Here is a 24,571-nt window from a genome sequence, read left to right on the forward strand (position 1 = left end):
TCCTTACCTTGTTTAAGCTTTGTGTTTTAAGGCTTTATTTAACTTAACTTTTACTCTTTCACGCAAGCCTTGTTTGATTGTTTATGATGATGGGGCTTGAATTTATGAATTTAAAAACTCCAAAGCCATCATCGCCTCACCTTGCATAAGCACCTTTAAATTTTCACTTTCCCAAGCAAAATTTGGGCTGTGGTGCAATACAGGTTTGTTTTTATCCTTAGCTATGCCTACAAAAACATAAGCTCCTTTTCTAGCACGCGTTAAAAAAGCAAAGTCCTCAGCTCCCATATCAGCTTCAGCCTTTGTGATGATATTTTTTTCGCCTAAGACTTGCAAGAAAGCTTTTTGAGCGATTTTTGCACCAAATTCATCATTAATCAAAGGCGGATATTCTCTGTGATAATCAAGCTCATACTCCCCACCAAATTCCAAAGCCACAGCCTTAGCCACATCTTCAATGCCTTTTTGCAAGATCGCTTGACTTTCATCATCTAAAAAACGCACCGTGCCTTTTAAAAAGGCTTCTTGAGCGATGATATTATAAGAACTTCCAGCTTGCACGCTTCCAACGCTAATCACTCCAGCACTTACCGGCTTTAAACGCCTTGAAACAATGCTTTGAATATTAGTAACAAAACGAGCCGCCATTAAAACCGCGTCTATAGTCGTATGCGGATGAGCTCCATGCCCGCCTCTGCCTATAAATTTAAGATCAAAGCTATCTACCCCAGCCATCATCGCCCCAGTGATGATTTGGGCTGTGTTTTCTTGCATTAAACCCCACAAATGACAACCAAACACAGCATCAACATATGGATTTTCAAGCACGCCCTCTTCTATCATAGGCTTTGCACCACCATAATTTTCCTCAGCTGGCTGAAACATAAATTTCACACAACCGCTAAATTCATCTTTAAGCTCATTTAAGATAAGTGCTGTGCCTAAAAGTCCAGCAGTATGCCCATCATGTCCGCAAGCGTGCATCTTACCAGCTATCTTTGAAGCAAAGCTTACCCCACTTTCTTCATGCACTGGCAAAGCGTCCATATCACCTCTTAAAAGCACGCATTTTGGTTTTTCATCGCTTTTTTTTGTGCCATAAATTTCAGCCAAAACTCCAGTTTTTGCTATGCCTTTTTTATATGATATACCCGCATTTTCAAGCACTTCACAGACTTTTTGCGAGGTTTGAAACTCCTCAAAGCTAAGCTCTGGGAATTGATGAAAATGTTCTCTTAAATTTGCGATTTGTGGGTAGTATTTTTCGCTGAGTTTTTGCACTTTTAAAAGCATATATTTTCCTTATTTTTGATCAAGTTTTTCAAATTTTTCATCACTTCTGTTAAGATTAGCTTCCATTTTGCGAATTTCATCTTCTCCGCTTCGCACCAAGTCTTGATCTACAGGCTTTATATCCTTGCTTTTGCCGGTATAATCAACTTTATTGAGTATGGTTCTAAAGACATTTAACCTTGCTTTTTTCTTATTGTCTGAACCTATGATAGTCCAAGGGCTTTTTGGTGTGTTTGAAGCAAGAAGCATTGAGTATTTTGCGACGGTGTATTTATCCCAAAGTTGCTGGGATTTTTCATCTACTGAAGAGAGTTTATACTGCTTTAAAGGGTCTTTTCTGCGACTATCAAAACGTTTTTTTTGCTCTTCTTTAGACACTGAAAAATAAAATTTAAACATAATAATACCACTATTAACAAGCATTTCCTCAAATAAAGGCACTTCTCTTAAAAAATGCTTATGCTCAGCTGGGGTGCAAAAACCCATTACCGGCTCAACTCCAGCTCTATTATACCAGCTTCTATCAAAAATCACGATCTCTCCAGCTGCTGGCAAATGTGAAACATAACGTTGAAAATACCACTGCGTCCTTTCTACATCACTTGGCTTTTCAAGAGCAACGACTCTACAACCTCTTGGATTTAAATGTTCTGTAAGACGCTTGATCGAGCCTCCTTTACCTGCTGCGTCGCGTCCTTCTGTGAGAATTAAAACCTTTAAGCCTTTATCTTTAACGAAATTTTGAAATTTCAAAAGCTCAATTTGCAAGGCTTTAAGCTCCTTTTCGTATTTAAGGGTGCTTTTTTTAACCTTTATGCTTACATACTCATCTTTTGTATCATCTTGAACTTTTTGATCTTTTGGCATATCAAGTTTTTTTGAGGACTTTAGCTCATCTTTTTGTGCCAAGTGTTTAGCATTTTTTGACTGGGGTTTTGGTGATGTCATAGGCAAATCTCCTTGAAAAATATTCTTTTAAATTTACCATAACAAACTATAATTAAAAATAAAACAAGATATAAATGAGAACTTAATGCGTATTTTTCTGATATTTTTCCTTTTTTTAAATCTAAGCTGGGCTGAATTTTTACAACCAAATGAAGCATTTAAACTCCGTTCTTATGCTGATGAGGTAGGGGTTTATTTTGATTTTGATATCGCTGATACGATTTATTTGTATCAAAAAGAACTTAAAATCAAACTTGATGATAAAGACATCACTGCTTTGCTTAACCTGCCTGCAAGTGTTGAAAAAAACAACGAACAAAGATATTATGCGAATGTAGAGCTTTTTATCCCACAAATTTTACTCAAAAAAGAGCTTACTAACAAAAATGAGGCTTTACTAGAACTTTCATACCAAGGCTGTTCTGAAGCTGGCTTTTGCTACCGCCCTTTAAAAAAAAGTTTTACACTAAAGCAAGATCAAGGCAGCTATAAGCTTAGCGAACTTACAGATACAAAAAAGATGAAAAAGCACAATGAATTTAACAAAGATGGCTTTTTTCTTACTTTGTTAAGCTTTTTTGGATATGGACTTTTACTTTCTCTTACTCCTTGCACCCTGCCCATGATCCCTATACTTTCATCGCTCATACTTGCAAAAAGCACGCAAGCACCAAGTAAAAAACGAGCCTTTTGGCTTTCTTTTATCTTTGTGCTTTTTATGTCTTTAGCTTATGCTTTAGCTGGCATTGTTACGGCTTTAGTTGGCGCAAGCGTGCAAGGCTTTTTACAACATCCTTTAGTGCTTAGCTTTTTTGCCTTTATTTTTGTGCTTTTAGCCCTTGCTTGTTTTGGGGTATTTCATCTTCAAATGCCAAACAAGATACAAAATTTCATCATCAAAAGACAAAGCTCAAAAACAAAAGGTGTGCTTAGCCTTGCAACCATGGGCTTTTTATCAGCTCTTATCATAGGACCTTGCGTGGCTGCACCTTTGGCTGCTGCTTTGCTTTATATAGCAAAAAGTGCTGATATAGTGCTTGGCGGGGCTTCTCTTTTTGTTTTGAGTTTTGGTATGGGTGTTCCGCTTTTATTTGTAGGGGTTGGACTTGGGTTTTTAAAGGCTGGAGCATGGATGCAAAGGGTAAATATCTTTTTTGGCTTTTTAATGCTTGCAATGGCGATTTGGATCTGCTCTCGCTTTTTAGCTATGCCTTATATACTCATCGCTTTTGGGGTGCTTGGGGTGTTTTTTGTAAGTTTTATGGGATTTTTTGATGGGCTTAACTCAAGCTATGCAAAGGCTAAAAAGGCTCTTTTAACACTTGTTTTAGCCTATAGTTTAAGCTTATTTTTAGGAGGATTATTTGGCGGAAAAAGCCTTTTAAATCCTTTTCATCTCAACTCAAATGCCTCAAATTCACAAAATTTAAACTCACTTGAGTTTAAAAACATTAACAATCTTAAGGAGCTTGAAGCAAAACTACAGCAAAGTAAAAAGCCTATTTTGCTGTATTTTACAGCTTCTTGGTGTGAAAACTGCAAGCTTTTAGATGCTTTTACTTTTTCAGATAAAAAAGTGCAAGAACTTTTACAAAACTACAGCTTGCTTAAAATCGACATTAGCAAGGGTGATGATGAAGAACTTAAAATGATGAAAAAATTTGAAGTTTTTGCCCCACCTGTTATGTTTATCTTTAAAGATGGTGTAAAAAAAGAACAAATCATCGGCTTTGTGGGAGCTGATGAGTTTTTAAATTCGCTTTGAAATTTAAACTGAGCCTATCAAAAAGCGTAAAAATAAAAGAAATTGCAAATTTTCTTTTATTTTCAAGCAAAATACTGCTATAATGATATTTTTTCAAAATTTACGCAAGCCTCGTTTTTAAGGATGAATTATGCAAAGACAAACTTGGAGCAACACGCTTACTTATATACTTACCGTTGCTGGAGCGACGATTGGCTTTGGGGCAACTTGGCGTTTTCCTTATCTTGTGGGTGAAAATGGCGGAGCGGCTTTTGTGCTGGTTTTTTGCCTTGCGATGATTTTTATAGGCATTCCTGTGATTTTAGTTGAAAATGTTATAGGACGAAAAGCCCATACGAATAGCGTTGATGCTTTTGGCGGTAAAATCACAAAAGATAAAAGTGTGAGTAAGACTTGGCAGGGCGTTGGGTATATGGGGCTTTTGGGAAGCTTTGGGATCATGGCGTATTATATGGTGCTTGGGGGCTTTGTGCTGGTGTATATTTTCCATCTTTTATTTGGGAATTTTGATCTTTCAAGCCCTATCACCAAAGAATACGCCGCTTCATTTTATGAACAAAATATAGAGTATAATCCACTTTTTATCGGCATTTTTACGAGCATTTTTGTTTTGATAAATTTTTTCATTTTACGTAAAGGTATTATCGATGGCATAGAAAAATCAGTCAAGCTTCTTATGCCTTTGCTTTTCATCTGCTTGCTTGTTGTTATCATTAGAAATTTAAGCTTAGATGGCGCATTTAAGGGCGTTGAGTATTATTTAAAGCCTGACTTTAGTAAAATTTTAGCCTTTGATAAGGCTTCAGCAAAACTTTTCATCGATGTTTTAGGACAAGTATTTTTTGCGCTTTCTCTTGGTTTTGGCGTAATGATCACGCTTTCATCTCATCTTAAAAAAGATGAAAATCTCATCAAAACAGCCACTTACACCGGTATTTTAAACACGCTTATTGCTGTTTTAGCTGGTTTTATGATCTTTCCGGTGCTTTTTAGCGTAGGGCTTAGCCCAGATAAAGGTCCTTCACTTGTGTTTGAAACTCTTCCCATAGCCTTTTCTTATGTAAAATTTGGCACCTTTATATGCGCTTTGTTTTTTATCCTACTTTTAATCGCTGCACTCACGACTTCTTTGCCTATATATCAAGTTATCATTAGTGTTTTAGAGGAAAAATTTAAGTTCAGTAAAAAAACAGCCATTAATCTTACTTTGGGTGGAATTTTCGTGCTTGGAAATATCCCTTGCATACTGACTTATGGACCTTGGCGCGATGTAGTGCTGATAAAAGGCAAAAATATCTTTGATAGCTTTGATTTTGTAAGTGGCAATATCTTATTTGTTTTAACAGCTTTTTTATGTTGTATTTATGTGGGCTGGGTGATGAAAGATGAGGCGATTAAGGAGCTTCAAAGTGGTTCAAGAGCAAAGACTTTTATTAGAATTTGGTATTATTATGTCAAATTCATCGTCCCTTGTATCATCGCTTTGATTTTTTATTTTGGTATAGTAGGCTAAAGATAGGCTTTGATAAGTTTATACTCATCAACGAGTTTTTCTAAGCTAAAACGAGCATTTGCACTTGAGCTTGAAGGCAAAGTATGATAAAACACGCTAGGATAATTTTGCTTGAAATTTACATAAAAATGACAAAAGGCATGATGAGCTTTTTTACCTGTAGTAAAAACTGCTTTTATAGGGGCTTTTTCAAGCACAAAGCTTAAATCGTTTGCTTTGGTATTTATATCTTTTAAATTTATACTCTCATCTTTTGACTTTGTTATATCACAGCTTTTAAAAATATCCCAAAGAGCTATTTTATAAGCTTTTAAAAAAGCTTTTTGACTTTCTTGCTTAGTTAAGCTTTTAGGGGCTAAGTTAAAAAGAAGCTCTAAAATTTGATAAAAGCGATTGTTTTTATTTTGATAGTAAAAGCCTAATTCTCTTGATTTAAGTGAAGGAAAACTACCAAGCATTAAAATCCTTGAGTTTTCATCAAAAAAGGGTTTAAAGGGGTGGTATAAAAGCATTTTATTTTTCTTGCAATTAAAGAGCAAGGCTTAAAGCCTCACTCTTTAAAATCATTCTACTTCAGCATCGATGACATCATCATCTTTTTTCTTTTTATCATTGCCTGCAGTATCATCTTTTTTATACATACTTTCAGCAAGTTTATGAGAAACAGCACTTAAGTTTTTAACCTTTTCTTCTATTTCTTCTTTGCTTGCATTTTCATTTTTAAGCAGTTCTTTAAGCTCATCTAAAGCCTTAGTGATATTTGTTTTATCTTCTTCACTTATCTTTTCGCCAAGTTCGCTTAGGGATTTTTCGACTTGATGCACTAAAGCTTCAGCTTGATTTCTAGCCTCAACTGCTTCTTTGCGTTTTTTATCCTCTTCTTTGTGAAGCTCAGCATCTTTTACCATTTTTTCGATCTCTTCTTCACTTAAACCGCTTGAGCCTGTGATTTTGATCTCTTGAGCCTTGCCTGTAGCCTTATCTTTTGCTGAAACAGTTAAAATGCCGTTTGCGTCTATATCAAAGCTTACTTCGATTTGCGGCATACCTCTTGGAGCTGGTGGAATGCCCTCAAGATTGAAATTTCCTAAAGACTTGTTATCGCGGCTAAATTCTCTCTCACCTTGCAAGACATTGATAGTAACTGCACTTTGATTGTCCTCAGCTGTTGAGAAGGTTTGTTCTTTTTTAGTTGGTATGGTTGTGCCTTTTTCTATGATCTTAGTCATCACTCCACCCAAGGTTTCAATCCCCAAAGAAAGCGGGGTAACATCAAGTAAAAGCACATCTTTAACATCACCTTTTATCACAGCGCCTTGAATAGCTGCGCCAATGGCTACAACCTCATCTGGATTTACGCTTTTATTCAGCTCTTTATTAAAGGCTTTTTTAACCTCTTCTTGTACCAAAGGCACACGAGTTGAGCCACCTACCATAACGATTTCTTTGACTTCATCTTTGTTTAAGCCAGCGTCTTTTACCACTTCGTTAATCTTTGAAATAGTCTCGCCCACAAGGCTTTCTATCATACTTTCAAATTTAGCACGAGTGATTTTTTTCACAAGGTGTTTTGGACCTGAAGCATCAGCTGTTATGAAAGGTAAATTCACCTCTGTTTCAGTAGCTGAGCTAAGCTCTTTTTTAGCTGTTTCAGCTGCTTCTTTAAGTCTTTGCAAAGCCATAACATCATTTTTTAAGTCTATGCCTTGTTCGTTTTTAAACTCGCTTGCTAAAAAATCAATAAGCTTATTATCAAAATCATCGCCCCCTAAGAAAGCGTCCCCTCCGGTTGAAAGCACTTCTACGACATTATCGCCTGTTTCAAGCACGGTAACATCAAAGGTTCCCCCACCTAGATCATAAACGACTATCTTTTCGCTTTCTTTTTTATCAAGCCCATAAGCAAGCGCAGCTGAGGTTGGCTCGTTGATGATTCTTAAGACATTAAGTCCAGCTATGGTTCCAGCTTCTTTTGTCGCCTTTCTTTGAGCGTCGTTAAAATACGCTGGCACGGTAATTACCGCATCAACAACTTGTTCGCCCAAAAAGGCTTCAGCATCTTCTTTAAGCTTCATTAAAACCTTAGCTGAAATTTCTTGAGGAGTATAAACCTTACCAGCGATTTCAACAGCGCAAGCTCCGTTTCTATCTACTATATGATAAGGCAGGCGTTTTTCAGCTTCCTTAGCCTTGTCCTCATTAAACATAAGCCCCATAATCCTTTTTATAGAATAAATAGTCTTTTCAGGGTTTGTTACGGCTTGACGTTTTGCGCTATCACCTACTAAAACCTCGCCTTTATCAGTAAAAGCTACTACTGAAGGGGTTGTGTTTTTACCTTCTTTATTTGGGATCACCTTGCTTTCGCCTCTTTCAAAGACAGCTACACAAGAATTTGTTGTTCCTAAGTCTATTCCTATAACTTTTGCCATTGTTTATCCTTTTTTTAAATTTTGTTTTTTTAAACTCGTATCTTACAGATACACCTTATTTTGCCACACTTACTTTAGCTGGGCGAATGATTCTTTCGCCCATTTGATAGCCTTTTTGAAGCACTTGTGTGATGGCTCCACTTTCATGCTCGCTACTTTCTTGATGAAACATAGCTTCGTGCAAATTTGGATCAAAAAAGTTTGTAGCCTCAATTTGCTTTATACCGTGCTTTTCAAGCTTTTTAAGAAATAAATCTAAAGTATTTTTCACTCCTTCTTTAATTTTCTCACTCACTTCATCTTTAGCCTCAACGCTACTTGCTGCTTCTAAGGCATCGATCACATCAAGTAAATCCTTTGCAAAGCCTTCATTTGCATAAGCTAGAGCTGAAGCTTTTTCTTTTTCCATTCTTTTTTTGATATTTTCAAATTCAGCATTAGCTCTTAAATACCTATCTTTTAACTCAGCATTTTCAGCCTTTAAACTTTCAAGCTCGTTTTGCTCATCGCTAGCTAAATTCTCAGCCTCGTTTGAAGTTTCAAGATTTTGTTCTTGATCTAAGTGTTCTTGTTCTTTCACTACGCCTCCTTTTTACCGCTTGTTTAGGCGATATTTATTTTTAAATTTAAAGGTATTATACAACATTGAGTGTATCAATGTCAAGTATTTTTTACAAAAAATTAAAAAAAATTATTTAATAAACTTTAGTCTATATAACTAAATATATATTAGCAATATAGACTAATATATAATAGCAAGTAAGATTTATCATTATTTTTGGATACAAATAAAAAGTTTTATGATATAATTTCGCCTATGCAATATATTTTGAAAAGGTTTGGATATGAAAAATTTAAGTGTTCAAGAAAAAAAAGACCTTGACTCTTGTGTTTTTAGCTCTTTGGGACAGGTAAAAAAGCTAAGTTTGACAGAGCTTTGGCTTAAAATAAAAAAATTTTTCTTTAAAAAATCTTAGTTAAAAAGCTCTTGGTGATGAGTTTTGAGGTATTCTATCGCTTCTAAAACTTCATCAACCCCTTCTTTATCATCTTCTTCGATTTTGTCAATGCATTCTATGTAATTTTGCACAGCTTCATCAAGCTTGTTTCTTTTTACTCCAGCTGTTATAAGCAAAGCTTCTAAGACTATATTAAGCTCATATTGCAATGCTTCAATTTCTTCTTGTTTCATTATTTTTCCTTAAATTTGAGTTTTTGAGATGATTAAATCTTGAATTTGAGCCTTAATCAACGCATAATTTACACTCTCTTTAAAAGCTGCAAAAAGCCCGCCACTTGCGTTTTTATGTCCTCCTCCGCCAACAAGTTTTTTTGCCATTATGCTTACATCAACCTTGCCATTTGCCCTAAAACTCAAAGTTTTTTTAGAACTTACATCGATGAAAAAGTCAAAATCTGGATTTTTTACCAAAAAATCATTGCCTATAACTGAGGTATTGCCTATGTTTGAAGTAAGTATGCCCTTGTGATTTTCATAATAAATGCAAAACTCTTCCTTTTTCTTGCTTAAAAGTTCGACAACAAAAGCACAAATGAGATTGATTAAAGTATCGTTTTTATCTTTTCTAAAATACTCTTTTTTAAGAAAGTGAAGAGCGTCTTCAAGGGCGATATGAGCTTGATCTTTGTCGATAAAAGTTTTGGCTTTACTCAGCAAAAAAAACATATATTCGGTGTTTTGCTCCCTAAACATAACGCGGTTTAGCTCCTTAGCTGTAGCAATCATACTTAAAAACACCTTGCCAAGCTCAAAGTCTTTTTCATCTTTAAGCCAAATATCTATGGCATTAACTACGCTCACAAAACGTTTTAAAGACTCATTTGGCGTGCAAATTCGGGTAAAAAAATCATACACAATCTGACTTGCACTTCTCTTTTCATCCATCACATACCAAGCAAATTCCTTCATACACTCAAGTCCGCTTTGATGATGATCAAGCAAAATAAGCTTTGCATTTTTGTCTTTCAAGGCGTCTTGAAATTCTTCACATTGTGCTAAAGTTAAATTCAAATCACTGATTAAAACCATACTTTTTGCGTTGCTATCTTGCTCTAAGCTTGCATTAATCTCACTTAAAATCGCATAAAAATTATCACTGATCTCCTTGCCATAATTTGAATTATAAAACACACAATCCTTAAAATAAAAATGAGTAACAAACTGGCATGCATAGCCGTCTAAATCCGTATGTGAAAGATGGTATAATCTCATTATTTCTCCTATAATTCTACCTTGATAACGCCTTCGGTTTCAAAATTTGTATTTTCAGCAATCTCGCCAAAGCTTAAGACAACGACATTAATATTCATATCCTTACAAAGCTTAGCTATATCTTTTCTTAGTTGAGGCTCAACACAAAGCACAAAAGGCTTAACCCTTGTTTTTGCACTTTGCTCGATTTCTTTTCTTAACGCGTCGATTAATGCTCCAGTTTGGGCAACATTGATCATCAAATGATAAGTGCCATCTTTAAACTGCAGGCTTTCTATAAGCTTTGCTGAACTTGCAGAATCAAGCATATAAATGCTTAAAACGCCTTTTTCATCTAAATACATATTTGTAATTACCCTTGCTAAAGAAGCGCGTACATGCTCGATGATAAGATCAAAGCTTTTGCTTACCTCAGCAATATCAGTTAAAGCCTCAAAAATAGTCAGCAAGTCTTTGATAGGAATTTGATAACGCAACAAGTCTTTAAGCACTTTTTGTATCATACCCACGCTTGCGACTTTCAAACAATCCTCAACGATGACAGGATAATCTTTTTGCATTTTATCAATAAGTCCTTGCACCTCTTGACGCGTAAGCAGTTCGCTTGCATGTGCTTTGATAAGCTCACTCATATGCGTTGAAATCACGCTTGCTGGATCGATAACGATATAGCCATTTAACGTTGCTTCATCTTTTAAACTCGCATCAATCCAAAGGGCATCTGAGTTAAAAGCTGGCTCTTTAGTCGCAATTCCTTCAACCTCTTCAGTGATAAAGCCACTATCCATAGCCAAATACTTATCAGGATATACCTCAGCACTAGCAATCACCACGCCTTTAAGCTTAAAATTATATTCATTTGGCTTTAAAGCAAGATTATCACGAATGCGAATTTTTGGCATTAAAAAGCCCAAAGTTTGAGCGATTGAGCGACGCATAGAGCGAATTCGTTCAGTAAGCTCGCTTTCTGCAAGGCGGATAAGCCCATATCCAAGCTCAAGCTCTAAAATTTCAAGCTTAAGTATATCGCCTATGCGATGTTCTTCTTCTTTGACGATCTCTTCCTCGCTTTTTTTCACAGGAGCAGCAGCTTTTGCTTTCTCTTCAGCTTTAACTTTTTTCGTATCTACGACTTGAATTTTTCCTTCTTTGACTTGCTTTGTCAAATAGCCAAGCGCTAAAAATACCAAAGCCATAAAGCCCAAAGATAAAGTTGGCAAACCCGGCACCAAAGCAAAGATAAAAAGGATAAAGCCTACTATCAAAAGCGTTCTGTATTCGCTTAAGAGCTGATTTAAAGAGCCCTCTGCAAAATTATCTTCATCTTTACTTGCACGTGTAATGATGATAGCTGTAGCTGTTGAAGTGATGAGTCCAGGAATTTGAGAGACTAGCCCATCACCTATAGTAAGTATAGTATAAGTCGCCGCACAATCAGCCAAAGGCATATCGTGTTGAAAATAGCCGATTAAAAAGCCGCCTATGAGATTGACTATAGTGATGATGATCCCAGCAACTGCATCGCCTTTGATGAATTTGCTCGAACCATCCATAGCTCCGTAAAAATTCGCTTCTGAAATGATCTCTTGTCTTCTTGTTCTTGCGGTTTGCTCATCAATGAGTCCTGCATTTAAATCCGCATCAATTGCCATTTGCTTTCCAGGCATCGCATCAAGCGTAAAACGCGCTTGCACCTCAGAAACTCTCGTGCTACCTTTAGTAACAACCATAAAATTAATCAAAACTAAGATAGTAAAAACGATAATACCGATAACATAATTTCCCCCAACCACAAATTCACCAAAAGACGCGATGATCTCACTTACTTGGGCTGGTCCATTTTGCCCCTCACTTAAAATCATACGCGTTGTGGCGATATTTAAAGCCAAACGAAAAAGCGTGATGATGAGGATAAGGGTTGGAAAAGTCGTTAAATCAGTGGGCTTTGCTATATAAATAGAAATGAGTATGATTAAAACTGAAATAGCAATGCTAAGTGCCAAAAAAAAATCCAGCACAGGAGCTGGCAAAGGCACAATGATAATGGCTAAGATACAAACGATAAAACCAACTATCGTCAAAGACTTTGCTTTGACAACAGGTGTTATTAAAGGTCCTAAGTAAGGGACAACAAGATCGATGATTTTTCTTTTTGCCATTTATGACTTTTTGATGATATCAGCTAGGCTTACTGAATTTAAATGCTCATTCATCTTCTCTTGCAAGTCTTTTAAAACCGGAAGCATATAGCATTTATCGCCTTTTTGGGTAGGGCATACGCCTTGAGAGCATTCAAAAACGCTGACTTGTTTTTTCTCTGCACTATCAACTATCTCTTTAAGCGTGTATTCCTCAGGCTTTTTTACCAAAGTAAAACCGCCCTTTGCGCCCTTATAAGAGTGAAGCAAGCCGTCTTTTGCAAGTCCTTGTAAAATCTTAGCCAAAAAGCTTCTTGAAATATCAAGCTCAAAAGCCATAGTCTCAACATCTTGGGGTTTATCTTTATCACAGATATAAATCAAAGCAAGTAAAGCATACTCACTAGCCCTAGTAAAAAGCATAAGTTTCCTTTAAAAATAAAATAAAATGGCTCTATTATAGCAATTTTTTCTTAATTTTCGCCCTTTTTGACAAAATTTAATCCTGCGTGGGATTATAGAGCGCAAGATATAAAGTAGTCAAAATTTTGCTTTTATTTTATTTTTAAAATGAATTTCAAAAAAGACAAAAAATTTAAGCATTTCTTAAGGGGGGGGGGGCTACAATTTTGCGAATATTTGAATTTTATACAAATTAAAGAGGAAAAATGGATCATATCAACAATACATTGCTTGATTTTCTCAAGCAAGAAGCAAAACAAGGTAGCATTGTTATGTGTAAAGCCTTAGCTATCATCTACAGCAAGGGTATATGTTATGATAACTATACAATTGCCGCCGATCAAAAAGAGGCACAAAAATATACTCAACGAGCTGAGGAGCTTGAAAAAGCACACGAGCTTTATTTGAAAGCTGAAGAAATGTTTAAACAAGAGCAAGAAAAGCAAGATAACGGCGAGGAGGCAGATTTTAATCAGGCTTTAGAATCAATGGGAAAGGTTGCTAATCTTAACAATTATGGCGAGGCTTGGTATTTTTTGGGAAAGGTTTATTTTAATAACTACGATGGCTGGTATTTTTCTGGCATAGAGCAAGATTATCCTTTGGCTGTGAAGCATTTTGAAAAAGCAGGAGAACAAGATCATATCCTAGCTTTAAAGCAATTAATGACTATTTATGAAAAAGGTCTTTTTCATGCAACACAAGGCATAGATTCAAATGAAGCAAAAGCAGAAGAATATCGCCAAAAAATAGCCCGAATATTAGGCAAAAAAAATTGGCAAGATGAGGAGCAAGAATAATGAAAAAAATTGTGTTTATTTTATTTTTACTTTGTGGGGTAAATTTGCTTTGGGCAAATGATAGTAGGGATAAATTCATGCAAGATTATAATGCTTGCATAAATAAAGATGAGCAAGCTTGCAAAAGATTGATATCGCTTGCGGAGCCAAAGTGTAATGATAAGAGTTTAAGCAAAGAGGCTAGAGGCCTCGCTTGCTCGGTTGTGGCAGTTGGGTACTCTAATAATAAAGAATATCACGAGGCAGCTTCTTTTCATCAAAAAGCATGCGATTTGGGAGATAAAAGTGGTTGTGCCAAACTTGGATATTTTTATCATAACGGATTAGGTGTAAGGCAAAGTTTTCAAAAGGCAGCTTCTTTTTCGCAAAAAGGATGCGATTTGAATGACGCTGTCGGTTGTGCCATGCTAGGGGGTCTTTATGAAATTGGAAAAGGTGTCAAACAAAACAAGGCAAAAGCGAAAGAGTATTATGGCAAATCTTGTGATTTGGGTCATCAACCAGGATGTGATAACTACAAAAGACTAAATTCAAAATAATTTAAGAAAGGTTTGTAATGAAAAAAATTGTGTTTATTTTATTTTTACTTTGTGGAGTAAATTTGCTTTGGGCAAATGATAGTAGGGATGAATTCATGCAAGATTACAATGCTTGCAAAAATAAAGATGAGCAATCTTGCAAAAAGCTCATATCACTTTTTGAACCAAGGTGCAATGATGAGAGTTTAAGTCAAGAGGATAGAGGCTTCGCTTGCTCGGTTGTGGCAGTTGCATACGATTTCAATGAAAAATATCACGAGGCAGCTTCTTTTTTTCAAAAAGGATGTAACTTTGGACATGGAGCTGGTTGTGCTGAACTAGGAATTTTATATTATGAAGGATGGGGTGTAAGGCAGAGTTTTGAAAAGGCAGCTTCTTTTACTCAAAAAGCATGCGATTTGGGACATGGTTTTGGTTGTGGACAAATTGCAAGATTGTATGCTTTAGGGGAAGGTGTAAAACAGGACTTTAAAAAATCATTTTCTTTTGCTCAAAAAGGATGTGATTTGAATGACGCTCTCGGTTGTGGCATACTAGGGATTCTTTATGAAGGTGGATGGGGTGGTGTCAAACAAAACAAGGCAAAAGCTAAAGAGTATTTTGGTAAAGCTTGTGATTTGGGTGAGCAAGTAGGATGTGATGGCTACAAAAGACTGAATTCGAAATAAAATGAAACCACAGAGCGTTTTACACGCTCCATTTTTAACTTAGGCTTTGAAATTTTAAAATTTCAGCTTTATTTAGGTTTTTTAGGCTATAATTACACTTTTTTAAAATACCAATCAGGAGGTCAAAATGGCTTTGGATTCGGCTCAAAAAGCTCAAATTGTTGCGAAATTCGCTAGAAAAGAAGGAGATACAGGCTCCACTGAAGTTCAAGTTGCGCTTTTAAGTGCGAGGATAACTCAGCTTACAGAACACCTTAAAGTTTTCAAAAAAGACTTTTCTTCAAGATTAGGACTTTTAAAGCTTGTAGGACAAAGAAAAAGACTTTTAGCTTATCTTAAAAGAAAAGACTATCAAAGCTACAGCAAGCTTATCACTGAGCTTAACTTAAGAGACAAATAAATTTCAAGCTCATCGACTTGATGAGCTTTTAAACTCTTGTAAACTCAAGCTAAAACATTCAAAAACCAGCTTTATTTTTGTTTGAAATTTATGTTTGATAACACTTTACCTAAAAACACCAAAACACACATAGCCTCTTGCTCTTTTTAAGCAAGCAAAGATGATTTTAAAGCTTTTTTGATTTATTTTCTTTGAATTTATGCTATAATGTGCTTTCGTTTTTATAGAATTTAAGGGGCTTGCAATGTGCGAGCTTTTCATAAATCATATTTTATGATAAAAAAGTCTTAAGTAGCACCCTGCTTCGCTAATCGTTATTTTTCTAAAAAACTTTAAATTTATTGACACAAAAGCTCATTCTTAAAGGAGGATTGCTTATGAAAAAAATTCATTTTATTTTAGGTGCTTTGGCTTTAGCTAGCTCACTTTTTGCTAAAGAGGTTCAAATCGGCGTTGTCTTACCACTTACAGGCTCACTTTCAGCCTATGGACAAGATGTGCTTGCTGGTATTTCACTAGCAAATAAACTCTATCCAAAAATGCAAAATAACGATGAGGTAAAACTTGTCATCATTGATAGCAAAGGCGATAAGATCGAAAGTTCAAACGCTGCAACAAGGCTAGTTTCTCAAGATAAAGTCATCGCACTCATAGGTGAAGCCATCACTACAAATACTATGCAAGTGATCTCAGTAGCTGAAAGTAAAAAAGTGCCGATGATCGCACCGGTTGCTTCTGGAGATAAACTTTTAAACAAAAAATCCTACTCAAGCAGAGTGTGTTTTATGGATAGCTTTCAGGGCGAAAAATTCGCAGATTATGCAAGCAAAGAGCTTGGCTTAAAAACAGCAGTTTTAATCGTTGATCAAGCTAATGTGTATTCTTTGGGCTTGGCAAAGGTTTTTGAGGGCAAATTTACTCAAAATGGCGGTAAAATCGTTAAAAAGCTTACCATTTCAAGCGGAGACAAGGACTTTAAAGCCATAGCTTCTCAGCTTAAAAGCTTAAATGCTGATTTTGTGTATATGCCTATTTATCATCCAGAAGCTGCATTAATCGCTAAACAAGCAAGAAGCATAGGCTTTGATAAGCTTATGAGTGCAGGCGATGGGGTGAATAATCAAACCTTCATCGAGCTTGGAGGTTCAGCTGTAAATGGCGTAATCTTTACAGATAGCTTTGACTCACACAATCCAAGCACACAAACAGGCAAGGAATTTGTTGCTGCTTATGAAAAAGAAAAAGGCAGTAAAGAAGTGCCAGCCTTTAGCGCTATGGGAGCTGATGCGTATCTTGTGATGTTAAGAGCCTTAAATGCTTGCTCAAGCAATCTTAACAGCGAATGTGTAAATAAAGAAATTCATTCAACCAAAGACTTTCAAAGCGTAGGCGGTGTGATTAACATAGATTCAAGCGGTAATGCGTCTCGTTCTGTGGTGATTAAAGAGATAGTTAATGGCAAACAAGTGTTTAAAAGCACTATTATGCCTTAATTGAAAGGAAAAAATATGAAAAAAGTATTAAACTTCTTGCTCCTTTCTAGCCTTGCTCTTTGTGCAAAAGAGCTTAATATAGGCGTGATTATGCCTTTAAGTGGAGCTACTGCAGCCTATGGACAAAGTGCCTTAGAAGGCATTAAACTTGCAAATTCAATGAAAAATAAGCTTAGCAATGGCGATGAGATCAAGCTTGTAGTCGTTGATACTAAAGGCGACAAACTAGAAAGCGCAAATGCTGCAAATCGCCTTATCTCAAAAGATAAAGCTCTAGGACTTATCGGCGAAATGGTAACAGCAAACACCTTGCAAGCCATATCAGTAGCAGAAAACAAAAAAGTGCCTCTCATCGCACCAGCTGCGACAGCTGACAAGCTTTTAAACAACAAGCACTACGCAAGTAGAGTATGTTTTATGGATAGTTTTCAAGGTTCAGCTTTAGCAAGTTATGCTTATACAAAGCTAAACTACAAAAATGCTGTGATAGTAAGCGATCAAAGCACAGATTATTCTTTAGGTTTAAGCAAGGCTTTTGAAAAAGAATTTCAAGCTAAAGGTGGTAAAATCCTAGCAAAGCTTCGAATAAGCTCGAAAGAAAAGGACTTTAAAGCTCTTATCGCTCAAATTCAAAACCTAAAACCGGATTTTGTGTATCTGCCTTTGTATTACAGCGAGGCTTCACTTTTTGTGCGTCAAGCTGCTGCAGCTGGGCTTAAAGTGCCCTTTGCTTCAGCTGATGGTGTGGCCGATGAGACTTTTATCCAACTTGCAGGAGAAGCAAGCGAGGGACATCTTTTTACAGATAGCTTTGATGCAGCCAATCCTCCAACTCAAGTAAGCAAAGATTTTATCAAGCTGTATGAAAGCAAGCACTCAAGCAAAGAAGTGCCAAACTTCACAGCTATGGGAGCTGATGCGTATCTTGTGATGTTTGAAGCTATGCAACAATGCGTGCCAAATTTAACAAGTGAATGTATCAATGAAAAAATTCATACAACAAATGATTTTCAAGGCGTTTCAGGCGTCATTAGCATAGATAAAAGCGGAAATGCCAAACGCTCTTTAGTGCTTAAAGAGATTAAAAATCAAAAACAAGTCTATAAAGACTTAATCAATCCTTGATTGTATAAATACCAAGCTGTAAAAGATCAAATTTTTTACAGCTTTTCAAAACCAAATAAAAACAAATAGGAATAAAGCAATGCAAACAAGCTTTTTTTTGCAACAGCTCATTAATGGACTTAGCTTAGGCAGTATGTATGCACTCATTGCCATTGGTTATACTATGGTGTATGGGGTTTTGCGTTTGATTAACTTTGCTCATGGTGAGATTATGATGATAGGTGCTTATACGGCTCTTTTTTGTATCACAGCTTTAAATTTACCTTTTTTAGCAGCCCTAGCTTTAGCGATGATCTTTGCAGCTTGTATAGGCATAGCTATGGATAAAATCGCTTATAAGCCTTTACGAAAAGCGCCTAAAATTTCACTTCTTATCACTGCTATAGGTATGAGTTATTTTATACAAAATCTTTTTAATATACTTTTTGGAGCAAGACCTCGTTTATTTGAAGCACCTCAGTATTTGCAACAAGTCTTTATTTTTGGGGATTTAAGCATTAGCATAGTGAGTATTTTTGTGCCTGTGCTGACTTTTTTCATCTTGCTTTTTGTGCTTTATGTGCTGTATAAAAGCAAATACGGCATTGCTATACGCGCTTTAGCTTTTGATGTAAGCACGGTAAATTTAATGGGCATAGATGCAAATAAAATCATCTCTATAGTCTTTGCTCTTGGTTCAGCCCTAGCAGCTATTGGTGGGGTATTTTGGGCTTTAAATTACCCTTCAGTTGATCCTTATATGGGCGTTTTAATAGGCTTAAAAGCCTTTGCAGCAGCGGTTTTAGGCGGTATAGGAAGTGTGGTTGGCGCGGTTTTAGGTGGGCTTATCATAGGTTTTAGCGAAGTAGTTGCTGTTGCTTTTTTCCCAGAGCTAGGTGGTTTCAAAGACGCTTTTGCTTTTATCTTTTTGGTTTTTGTTTTGCTTTTTAAGCCAAGTGGAATTTTAGGTATAAACTATGAAAGAAGCAGGTTTTAAGCGATGAGAGTTCAAACAAATACTTTTTCACATCTTAGTTTTATCATCCTTGCTCTTGCCTTTATCGCTGTGTCGCCTTATTATTTTAGTGATTATGGTATGGATATCATCAATCAAATCGCCATTTTCATTATCCTTGCGGTAAGTTACAACCTCATCAATGGTGTTACCGGGCAGTTTTCACTTGAGCCAAATGGCTTTGTTGCTATAGGTGCTTATGTTGCAGCTTTGATTCTTTTAAGTCCTGAAGCAAAAGTTGATCAGTTTTCCTTAGAAGATCCAAGCTCTTTTATTTTAGCTATACACTCAACAAGTTTTATTTTTGCTTTGTTTATGGGTGGGCTTTGTGCTTTGATACTTTCTTTTATCCTTTCTTTTGCGGTGTTTAGGGTAAGGGGGGATTATCTTGCTATCGTAACTTTGGGCTTTGGTATTATCATTAAACTTTTAGCGATTAATTTTCCTTCTATTACTAATGGTTCTTTGGGCTTAAATGACTTGCCACGATATACGAATTTATGGTGGAGTGGAGGCGTAGCAATCGTCGTTGTGCTTTTGATTTTGAATTTAGTGTATTCAAAATACGGACGTGCGATGAAAGCTGTAAGAGATGATGAGGACGCAGCAAGTGCTATGGGGATTAATACTTTTTGGATTAAAAGCCTTGCTTTTGGCACTTCTGCATTTTGCGAAGGCGTAGGTGGGGCTTTATTAGCGTGTTTTTATGCTTCAGTTTCTCCTGAACAATTTGACTTTTTGCTGACTTTTCAGCTTCTTATTATCATCGTTTTAGGCGGACTTGGATCAACTACAGGAGCGATTATAGGAGCGATTTTGGTTATCGGTGGGGCTGAATGGTTGAGATTTTTAGATGAGCCTATGAATTTCTTTGGTTATGAAACTGAGGCTTTACCTGGGCTTAGAATGCTTGTATATTCACTCATACTTATACTCATCATGCTTTTTGCAAGAAAAGGCATAATGGGCGATAAAGAGCTACTTGAACTTTTTAAATTCAAAAGGAAAAGCAAATGATACTTGAACTTAAAGGAATTTCAAAAAGTTTTGGTGGCGTTGAGGCGATTAAAGATGTGAATTTTAGCATTAAAAAGGGCGAAATTTTTGCCTTAATTGGTCCAAATGGAGCTGGAAAAACTACACTTTTTAACATCATCACCGGAAATTATAAGCCAAGCAAAGGACAAGTGTTTTTTAAAAATCAGCTTTTAAATCCTTTAAAACCGCACCAAATCGTGCATCTTGGTATAGCAAGAACCTTTCAAAATATCAGGCTTTTTTCTTCAATGAGTGTGCTTGAAAATGTGCTTATAGGCTTTGATAAAAGCATACGATATAGTGTTTTTGAAGCCTTTTTGCACCTTGGACGTTTTAAAAAAGCTGAAAAAGAAAGTAAAGAAAAAGCCTTTGCACTTTTAAGAGAGCTGAATTTAGAACATTTTGCCCATGAAAAAGCGACAAGCCTAAGCTATGGACAGCAAAGAAAGGTAGAAATTGCTAGAGCTATGGCGACAAATCCAAGCCTGCTTTTACTTGATGAGCCAGCTGCTGGTATGAACTCAGCTGAAGGCGAAGAGCTTGCAGAGCTTATCTTTCATCTAAGAGATACTTATAAACTTAGCATTTTACTCATAGAACATGATATGAAATTTGTCAATAAGCTTTGTGATAGGGTTTTAGTGCTTGATTATGGTAAAACTATCTTTGAAGGCGATATTAAAGAAGCTGTTTTAAATAAAGAAGTCATAGCTGCTTATCTTGGTGATATAGAAGTTTTGGAGGCTTGAAGTGTTAAGTGTAAAGAATTTAAGCGTGTATTATGGTTTAATTCAAGCTGTAAAAAATATCAGCTTTGAGGTAAAAACCGGACAAATCATCAGTTTGATTGGCTCAAATGGAGCTGGTAAAACCTCAACTTTAAACGCTATGCTTAATCTTGTCAAAAGAAAAGGCGAGATTAATTTTCTAGGCTATGATACCAAAAGACACTTACCGCACACTTTGGTGCAAAAAGGTATAGCCTTAGTGCCTGAAGGAAGACGCGTTTTTATCAACTTAAGTGTTGAGGAAAATTTAAAAATCGGTGCTTTTAACAATGATGAAAATTATGAGCATTTAAAAGAGCAAATGTATAAGCTTTTTCCAAGACTAAAAAGCAAAAAAAATAGCCTAGCTGGAAATTTAAGCGGAGGCGAAGCTCAAATGCTAGCTATTTCAAGAGCTTTGATGAGTGAACCTAAGCTTTTAATGCTTGATGAACCAAGCTTGGGACTTGCTCCAAAGATAGTCAGCGAGGTGTTTGAGATCATTATCAAGCTTAAGGAAGAGGGTATTACCATACTTTTAGTCGAGCAAAATGCCTTTTCAGCCCTAAAAATCAGTGATTATGCTTATGTTTTAGAAAATGGCGAAATTTCTATGCAAGGTGTGGCTAAAGAGCTTATTGGCGATGATAGGGTTCGTAAAAAATATTTAGGATTATAAACGCAAATTAACTTCAAATTGCTATAATCCTTACTATGAAAAATCTAGTTAAAGCCTGTGGCAATTTAAAACTCTCCATCATTTTGTTTTTGCTTTTTGCATTCAGCTGCGCTATGGCAACTTTTATTGAAAGCAGTTATGGCACTCCAACGGCTTGGGTGATGATCTATGGCACACTTTGGTTTGGCTTGATCCAGCTCTTGCTTGGTATCAATTTAATCTTTGCGATTTTTGCTTACAAGATGATCGAGCTTAAAAAACTACCTGTGCTTATCTTTCATCTTTCTTTTTTGTTTATCCTTGCTGGTTCTATTTTTACGCGTTATTTTGGCTTGGAAGGGCTTATGCATATCAGAGAAAGCGAAAAAAGCTCGACTTTTGAAAGCTCGAAATCTTTCATCAAATTTTATACTCTTGAAAATGGACAAGTCAAAGGCTTAGCAACACCTCAAGATATAGCCATTTTACCTTTTGCAAACCATTTCAAACTTGATCTTAAGCTTGAAGACTCAACAGCAAGCTTAAGATATAAAAATTTACTCCTTGATGCGAAAGAAAAATTCATCGAGGACAAAGAAGGCAAGCCTTTACTTTCTTTAGTCATTAACCTTAAAGATGAAGGCGTAAAAGAACTTATCCTTCAAGAAAATGAGGTGCAAAATATCGCTGGCATTAACTTTGCGTTTTTAAATGATGAAGTAAAAGCTCCTTTTATCAAGGTGGATAAAAATTTAGAACTTAGCTCAAGTCAAAACTTAAATTTCTTAAGTATGAGTAGCGGAGAAAACGCTGTTTTAAAGGCAAGTGAAAAAGCAAATTCAAGTGAAAAGAGATTATATGATCTAAAAGACTTTAATTTCGTGATTAAAGATGTGTCTTTAAGTGCTAAGCAAAGCATAGTTGGAGCAAATAGGGCTCAAGATGAAAGCTTTTGGTTGTGGTTTAAAGGAATTTGGGCTGAATTTGGGCGAACGCTTTTAATCAGCTTTTTTGGCGAGCCACAAAACTGGAAAGCTTCAAGCTTGCTCGCATTTAAGGATTTTGCGATGAGTAAAGAATATCAGCCTTTAGAACTAGGAGCAAACGCTGTAAATGCCCTTGAACTTGAGCTTGAATACAAAGGCGAAAAAACCAGCTTTTTTGTCTTTGAAAACGACAAGCCTGTGCGTGTTGATCTTGGCTCAAAAGCCTTTTTTGTAGGCTTTAGCCCTTATACTGAGGATTTGGGCTTTTCACTTTTGCTAAAAGATTTTAAACTTGATCGCTATGCTGGCTCTATGTCGCCAAAGTCTTATGAAAGCCTTGTTGAGATTGATGATGAGGACAATAAATTCGAGTTTAATATCTTTATGAATAATGTTTTAGACTATAAAGGCTACCGCTTTTATCAAAGCTCTTACGATCAAGATGAAAAAGGCACTATACTTTCGATCAATCAAGACCCGGGCAAGCTTACAACTTATGTTGGCTACACCCTACTTTTCATCGGTATGTTTTTAAATATCTTTAATCCAAAATCACGTTTTAGAACCCTAGCGCGCCTTATCAATCAAGATGCTTTGAAAAACTCAGCCTTGATTTTACTGCTTAGCCTGTGCTTTTTAAGCCCAAATTTAAAGGCTGAAGAATTAGGAAATTTAAGCAAGATAAGCCCGGAACACAGCCAAAAATTTGGTGCTTTAATCGTGCAAAAATTTAGTGGCAGAATGGTGCCTTTAAACACACTTTCAAGTGAAATTTTAGAAAAAGTATATAAAGACACTAGCTATAAAGGCTTAAGTAGCGATGCGGTGGTTTTATCTATGTTTTTAGATAAACAAGAAATTTGGGGCAAAGAAAAACTCATCATCATGCCAAAAAACAAAGCTATACGCGATGAAATCGCTCGAATTTTAGGCGTTAAAAGCGAACCTTACCTTGCCTTTGAAGACTTTTTCAATCAAGAAAGACAATACATACTCACAAAATATGTAGAAAATGCAAATCGTAAAAATCCTAACGCAAGAGGGGTTTTTGATAAAGAGATTATCAAGCTTGATGAAAGAGTAAATATAGTCTTTTTAGCCCTTACAGGCGAACTTTTTAGGATTATCCCTAAGCAAAATGATGAAAATCACACTTGGCTGACTATCTTTGAGCTTTTAAATTTACAAGATGAAAAAGAAAGACAAGAAGGTATAGTGCCTTTGTATTATTATTTTGCAAGTTTGGGTGAGGCTGTGAAAAGTGGTGATTATAGCGAGGCAGATAAGGCACTTGAAGGCATTAAAAATTACCAATACAAATACGCTAGCGAAGTTATGCCAAGTGAGGGCAAGATCAAAGCAGAGCTTTTCATGAATAAAAATCAAATTTTTGTCAAGCTTACGCCTGTATATCTACTTGCTGGTATCTTTTTACTGGTGCTGATTTTAGCTAAGATGATAAAGCCAAACCTTAGAATTTCACTCATCTTTAAGCTTGTATATACGCTTAATATCATAGCCTTTTTAATCCACACCGCAGGGCTTTGCTTAAGAGCGTATCTAGCCGATCATGCTCCTTGGAGTAATGCTTATGAAAGTATGGTTTATATCGCTTGGGCTTTAGCTTTAAGTGGAATTTTCTTTTCAAGAAAAAGCCCTATTGCTCTTGCTTTAACTTCTATTTTAGCTGGGCTTGTGCTGTGGGTAGCTCATCTTAGCGAAATGGATCCACAAATCACTAACTTAGTCCCTGTTTTAGATAGCTATTGGCTGACTATACATGTTTCTGTGATTACAGCTAGCTATGGATTTTTAGGGCTTTGTTGCTTGCTTGGAATTTTTGTGCTCGCTTTAATGTTGTTCTTAAAAAAAGATGGCAAGTATAATGCCAATATACAAAGAAATATCACAGAAGCTACGCGTATCAATGAAATGGCGATGATTTTGGGACTTTGTTTGCTAACAGCTGGGAATTTCTTAGGAGCCATTTGGGCAAATGAAAGCTGGGGCAGGTATTGGAGCTGGGATAGTAAAGAAACTTGGGCTTTAATTAGTATTTTAGTGTATGCAAGCGTGCTTCATATAAGACTTATACCAAGCCTTTGTAATCAGTTTAATTTTGCTCTTAGCTCAATGTTTGCGTATTGGAGCATTATTATGACTTATTTTGGGGTGAATTATTTTTTAGTAGGCTTGCACTCTTACGCAGCAGGTGAAGCAGCAAAAATTCCAAATTATGTATATTTTTCTTTCTTATTTATGGTAATTTTAGCTATAATAGCCTATCCAAAAAGAAAAATGACAAAAAAACTATAAATT

The 24,571-nt window shown here is 36.1% G+C and carries 22 protein-coding genes; 13 read left to right on the plus strand and 9 right to left on the minus strand.

The genetic code is table 11. From position 1 onward, the window contains the following. Positions 1–102: 102 nt before the first annotated feature. Together CQA38_RS08010 and ppk2 are read right to left on the minus strand one after the other, a co-directional pair. A complete protein-coding gene (locus CQA38_RS08010) occupies positions 103–1,293 on the minus strand; it encodes a M20 family metallopeptidase (protein WP_137633483.1) in 1,191 nt (396 codons plus the stop codon). Positions 1,294–1,302: 9 nt separating this feature from the next. Next, entirely contained in the window at positions 1,303–2,160 is an 858-nt protein-coding gene (ppk2, locus tag CQA38_RS08015; RefSeq protein ID WP_137633536.1) for a polyphosphate kinase 2, read from the minus strand. A 166-nt stretch (positions 2,161–2,326) separates the two neighbouring features. On the opposite strand from ppk2, the gene CQA38_RS08020 reads away from it, so the two are divergent. Further along, positions 2,327–4,006: a protein-disulfide reductase DsbD gene (locus CQA38_RS08020; RefSeq protein ID WP_137633484.1), complete on the plus strand. Its 1,680-nt coding sequence runs from the start codon at positions 2,327–2,329 to the stop codon at positions 4,004–4,006. Positions 4,007–4,136: 130 nt separating this feature from the next. Further along, a complete protein-coding gene (locus CQA38_RS08025; protein WP_137633485.1) occupies positions 4,137–5,519 on the plus strand; it encodes a sodium-dependent transporter in 1,383 nt (460 codons plus the stop codon). Here the strand turns inward: CQA38_RS08025 and CQA38_RS08030 are convergent. The 7 genes from CQA38_RS08030 to CQA38_RS08060 all read right to left on the minus strand — a co-directional run bounded on the left by CQA38_RS08030 (position 5,516) and on the right by CQA38_RS08060 (position 12,745). After that, complete coding sequence (locus CQA38_RS08030) at positions 5,516–6,031, minus strand: DNA-deoxyinosine glycosylase (protein ID WP_137633486.1); 516 nt, start codon at positions 6,029–6,031, stop codon at positions 5,516–5,518. The genes CQA38_RS08025 and CQA38_RS08030 overlap by 4 nt on opposite strands. A gap of 51 nt (positions 6,032–6,082) precedes the next feature. Further along, complete coding sequence (gene dnaK / locus CQA38_RS08035; protein ID WP_137633487.1) at positions 6,083–7,951, minus strand: molecular chaperone DnaK; 1,869 nt, start codon at positions 7,949–7,951, stop codon at positions 6,083–6,085. A gap of 55 nt (positions 7,952–8,006) precedes the next feature. Beyond that, entirely contained in the window at positions 8,007–8,531 is a 525-nt protein-coding gene (gene grpE, locus CQA38_RS08040; RefSeq protein ID WP_137633488.1) for a nucleotide exchange factor GrpE, read from the minus strand. A gap of 393 nt (positions 8,532–8,924) precedes the next feature. After that, entirely contained in the window at positions 8,925–9,143 is a 219-nt protein-coding gene (locus CQA38_RS08045; RefSeq protein WP_137633489.1) for a hypothetical protein, read from the minus strand. Between the two features lie 9 nt (positions 9,144–9,152). Beyond that, positions 9,153–10,184: a 3'-to-5' oligoribonuclease B gene (locus CQA38_RS08050; RefSeq protein WP_137633490.1), complete on the minus strand. Its 1,032-nt coding sequence runs from the start codon at positions 10,182–10,184 to the stop codon at positions 9,153–9,155. An 8-nt stretch (positions 10,185–10,192) separates the two neighbouring features. After that, on the minus strand, positions 10,193–12,343 hold the full coding sequence (flhA, locus tag CQA38_RS08055; protein WP_137633491.1) for a flagellar biosynthesis protein FlhA: 2,151 nt from the start codon (positions 12,341–12,343) through the stop codon (positions 10,193–10,195). After that, positions 12,344–12,745, minus strand: a complete 402-nt coding sequence (locus CQA38_RS08060; RefSeq protein ID WP_137633492.1) for an Rrf2 family transcriptional regulator — start codon at positions 12,743–12,745, stop codon at positions 12,344–12,346. A 245-nt stretch (positions 12,746–12,990) separates the two neighbouring features. On the opposite strand from CQA38_RS08060, the gene CQA38_RS08065 reads away from it, so the two are divergent. The 11 genes from CQA38_RS08065 to ccsA all read left to right on the plus strand — a co-directional run bounded on the left by CQA38_RS08065 (position 12,991) and on the right by ccsA (position 24,568). After that, complete coding sequence (locus CQA38_RS08065) at positions 12,991–13,584, plus strand: sel1 repeat family protein (RefSeq protein WP_137633493.1); 594 nt, start codon at positions 12,991–12,993, stop codon at positions 13,582–13,584. Further along, entirely contained in the window at positions 13,584–14,123 is a 540-nt protein-coding gene (locus tag CQA38_RS08070; RefSeq protein ID WP_212741823.1) for a tetratricopeptide repeat protein, read from the plus strand. The genes CQA38_RS08065 and CQA38_RS08070 overlap by 1 nt, the downstream gene beginning before the upstream one ends. 17 nt (positions 14,124–14,140) lie before the next feature. Further along, positions 14,141–14,791: a tetratricopeptide repeat protein gene (locus tag CQA38_RS08075; RefSeq protein WP_137633494.1), complete on the plus strand. Its 651-nt coding sequence runs from the start codon at positions 14,141–14,143 to the stop codon at positions 14,789–14,791. A gap of 127 nt (positions 14,792–14,918) precedes the next feature. Beyond that, the gene (rpsO, locus tag CQA38_RS08080) at positions 14,919–15,191 is read left to right on the plus strand and encodes a 30S ribosomal protein S15 (protein WP_137633495.1); all 273 of its coding nucleotides are present in this window, start codon (positions 14,919–14,921) and stop codon (positions 15,189–15,191) included. A gap of 377 nt (positions 15,192–15,568) precedes the next feature. Continuing rightward, positions 15,569–16,684 (plus strand): ABC transporter substrate-binding protein, encoded by a 1,116-nt coding sequence (locus CQA38_RS08085; protein ID WP_137633496.1) that lies wholly within the window; start codon positions 15,569–15,571, stop codon positions 16,682–16,684. A 15-nt stretch (positions 16,685–16,699) separates the two neighbouring features. After that, positions 16,700–17,809, plus strand: coding sequence for an ABC transporter substrate-binding protein (locus CQA38_RS08090; protein ID WP_137633497.1), 1,110 nt, complete (start codon positions 16,700–16,702; stop codon positions 17,807–17,809). 79 nt (positions 17,810–17,888) lie between these two features. Beyond that, entirely contained in the window at positions 17,889–18,785 is an 897-nt protein-coding gene (locus CQA38_RS08095) for a branched-chain amino acid ABC transporter permease (protein WP_137633498.1), read from the plus strand. A gap of 3 nt (positions 18,786–18,788) precedes the next feature. Beyond that, positions 18,789–19,820: a branched-chain amino acid ABC transporter permease gene (locus CQA38_RS08100; RefSeq protein WP_137633499.1), complete on the plus strand. Its 1,032-nt coding sequence runs from the start codon at positions 18,789–18,791 to the stop codon at positions 19,818–19,820. Then, the gene (locus CQA38_RS08105; protein WP_137633500.1) at positions 19,817–20,590 is read left to right on the plus strand and encodes an ABC transporter ATP-binding protein; all 774 of its coding nucleotides are present in this window, start codon (positions 19,817–19,819) and stop codon (positions 20,588–20,590) included. Before CQA38_RS08100 ends, CQA38_RS08105 begins: the two co-directional genes overlap by 4 nt. Position 20,591: 1 nt before the next feature. Further along, positions 20,592–21,287, plus strand: a complete 696-nt coding sequence (locus CQA38_RS08110) for an ABC transporter ATP-binding protein (RefSeq protein WP_137633501.1) — start codon at positions 20,592–20,594, stop codon at positions 21,285–21,287. Between the two features lie 35 nt (positions 21,288–21,322). Then, the gene (gene ccsA / locus CQA38_RS08115; protein WP_137633502.1) at positions 21,323–24,568 is read left to right on the plus strand and encodes a cytochrome c biogenesis protein CcsA; all 3,246 of its coding nucleotides are present in this window, start codon (positions 21,323–21,325) and stop codon (positions 24,566–24,568) included. The last annotated feature ends 3 nt before the right edge of the window (positions 24,569–24,571 follow it).

Source organism: Campylobacter sp. MIT 12-5580, from assembly GCF_005406235.1.
In the GTDB taxonomy this organism is placed as follows: domain Bacteria; phylum Campylobacterota; class Campylobacteria; order Campylobacterales; family Campylobacteraceae; genus Campylobacter_D.

Bases quoted from the DNA above. Each gene is read 5' to 3' on its own strand.
- CQA38_RS08010 (WP_137633483.1), bottom strand. From the start codon at position 1,293: ATGCTTTTAAAAGTGCAAAAACTCAGCGAAAAATACTACCCACAAATC.
- ppk2 (WP_137633536.1), bottom strand. From the start codon at position 2,160: ATGCCAAAAGATCAAAAAGTTCAAGATGATACAAAAGATGAGTATGTA.
- CQA38_RS08020 (WP_137633484.1), top strand. From the start codon at position 2,327: ATGCGTATTTTTCTGATATTTTTCCTTTTTTTAAATCTAAGCTGGGCT.
- CQA38_RS08025 (WP_137633485.1), top strand. From the start codon at position 4,137: ATGCAAAGACAAACTTGGAGCAACACGCTTACTTATATACTTACCGTT.
- CQA38_RS08030 (WP_137633486.1), bottom strand. From the start codon at position 6,031: ATGCTTTTATACCACCCCTTTAAACCCTTTTTTGATGAAAACTCAAGG.
- dnaK (WP_137633487.1), bottom strand. From the start codon at position 7,951: ATGGCAAAAGTTATAGGAATAGACTTAGGAACAACAAATTCTTGTGTA.
- CQA38_RS08045 (WP_137633489.1), bottom strand. From the start codon at position 9,143: ATGAAACAAGAAGAAATTGAAGCATTGCAATATGAGCTTAATATAGTC.
- CQA38_RS08050 (WP_137633490.1), bottom strand. From the start codon at position 10,184: ATGAGATTATACCATCTTTCACATACGGATTTAGACGGCTATGCATGC.
- flhA (WP_137633491.1), bottom strand. From the start codon at position 12,343: ATGGCAAAAAGAAAAATCATCGATCTTGTTGTCCCTTACTTAGGACCT.
- CQA38_RS08060 (WP_137633492.1), bottom strand. From the start codon at position 12,745: ATGCTTTTTACTAGGGCTAGTGAGTATGCTTTACTTGCTTTGATTTAT.
- CQA38_RS08065 (WP_137633493.1), top strand. From the start codon at position 12,991: ATGGATCATATCAACAATACATTGCTTGATTTTCTCAAGCAAGAAGCA.
- CQA38_RS08070 (WP_212741823.1), top strand. From the start codon at position 13,584: ATGAAAAAAATTGTGTTTATTTTATTTTTACTTTGTGGGGTAAATTTG.
- CQA38_RS08075 (WP_137633494.1), top strand. From the start codon at position 14,141: ATGAAAAAAATTGTGTTTATTTTATTTTTACTTTGTGGAGTAAATTTG.
- rpsO (WP_137633495.1), top strand. From the start codon at position 14,919: ATGGCTTTGGATTCGGCTCAAAAAGCTCAAATTGTTGCGAAATTCGCT.
- CQA38_RS08085 (WP_137633496.1), top strand. From the start codon at position 15,569: ATGAAAAAAATTCATTTTATTTTAGGTGCTTTGGCTTTAGCTAGCTCA.
- CQA38_RS08090 (WP_137633497.1), top strand. From the start codon at position 16,700: ATGAAAAAAGTATTAAACTTCTTGCTCCTTTCTAGCCTTGCTCTTTGT.
- CQA38_RS08095 (WP_137633498.1), top strand. From the start codon at position 17,889: ATGCAAACAAGCTTTTTTTTGCAACAGCTCATTAATGGACTTAGCTTA.
- CQA38_RS08100 (WP_137633499.1), top strand. From the start codon at position 18,789: ATGAGAGTTCAAACAAATACTTTTTCACATCTTAGTTTTATCATCCTT.
- CQA38_RS08105 (WP_137633500.1), top strand. From the start codon at position 19,817: ATGATACTTGAACTTAAAGGAATTTCAAAAAGTTTTGGTGGCGTTGAG.
- ccsA (WP_137633502.1), top strand. From the start codon at position 21,323: ATGAAAAATCTAGTTAAAGCCTGTGGCAATTTAAAACTCTCCATCATT.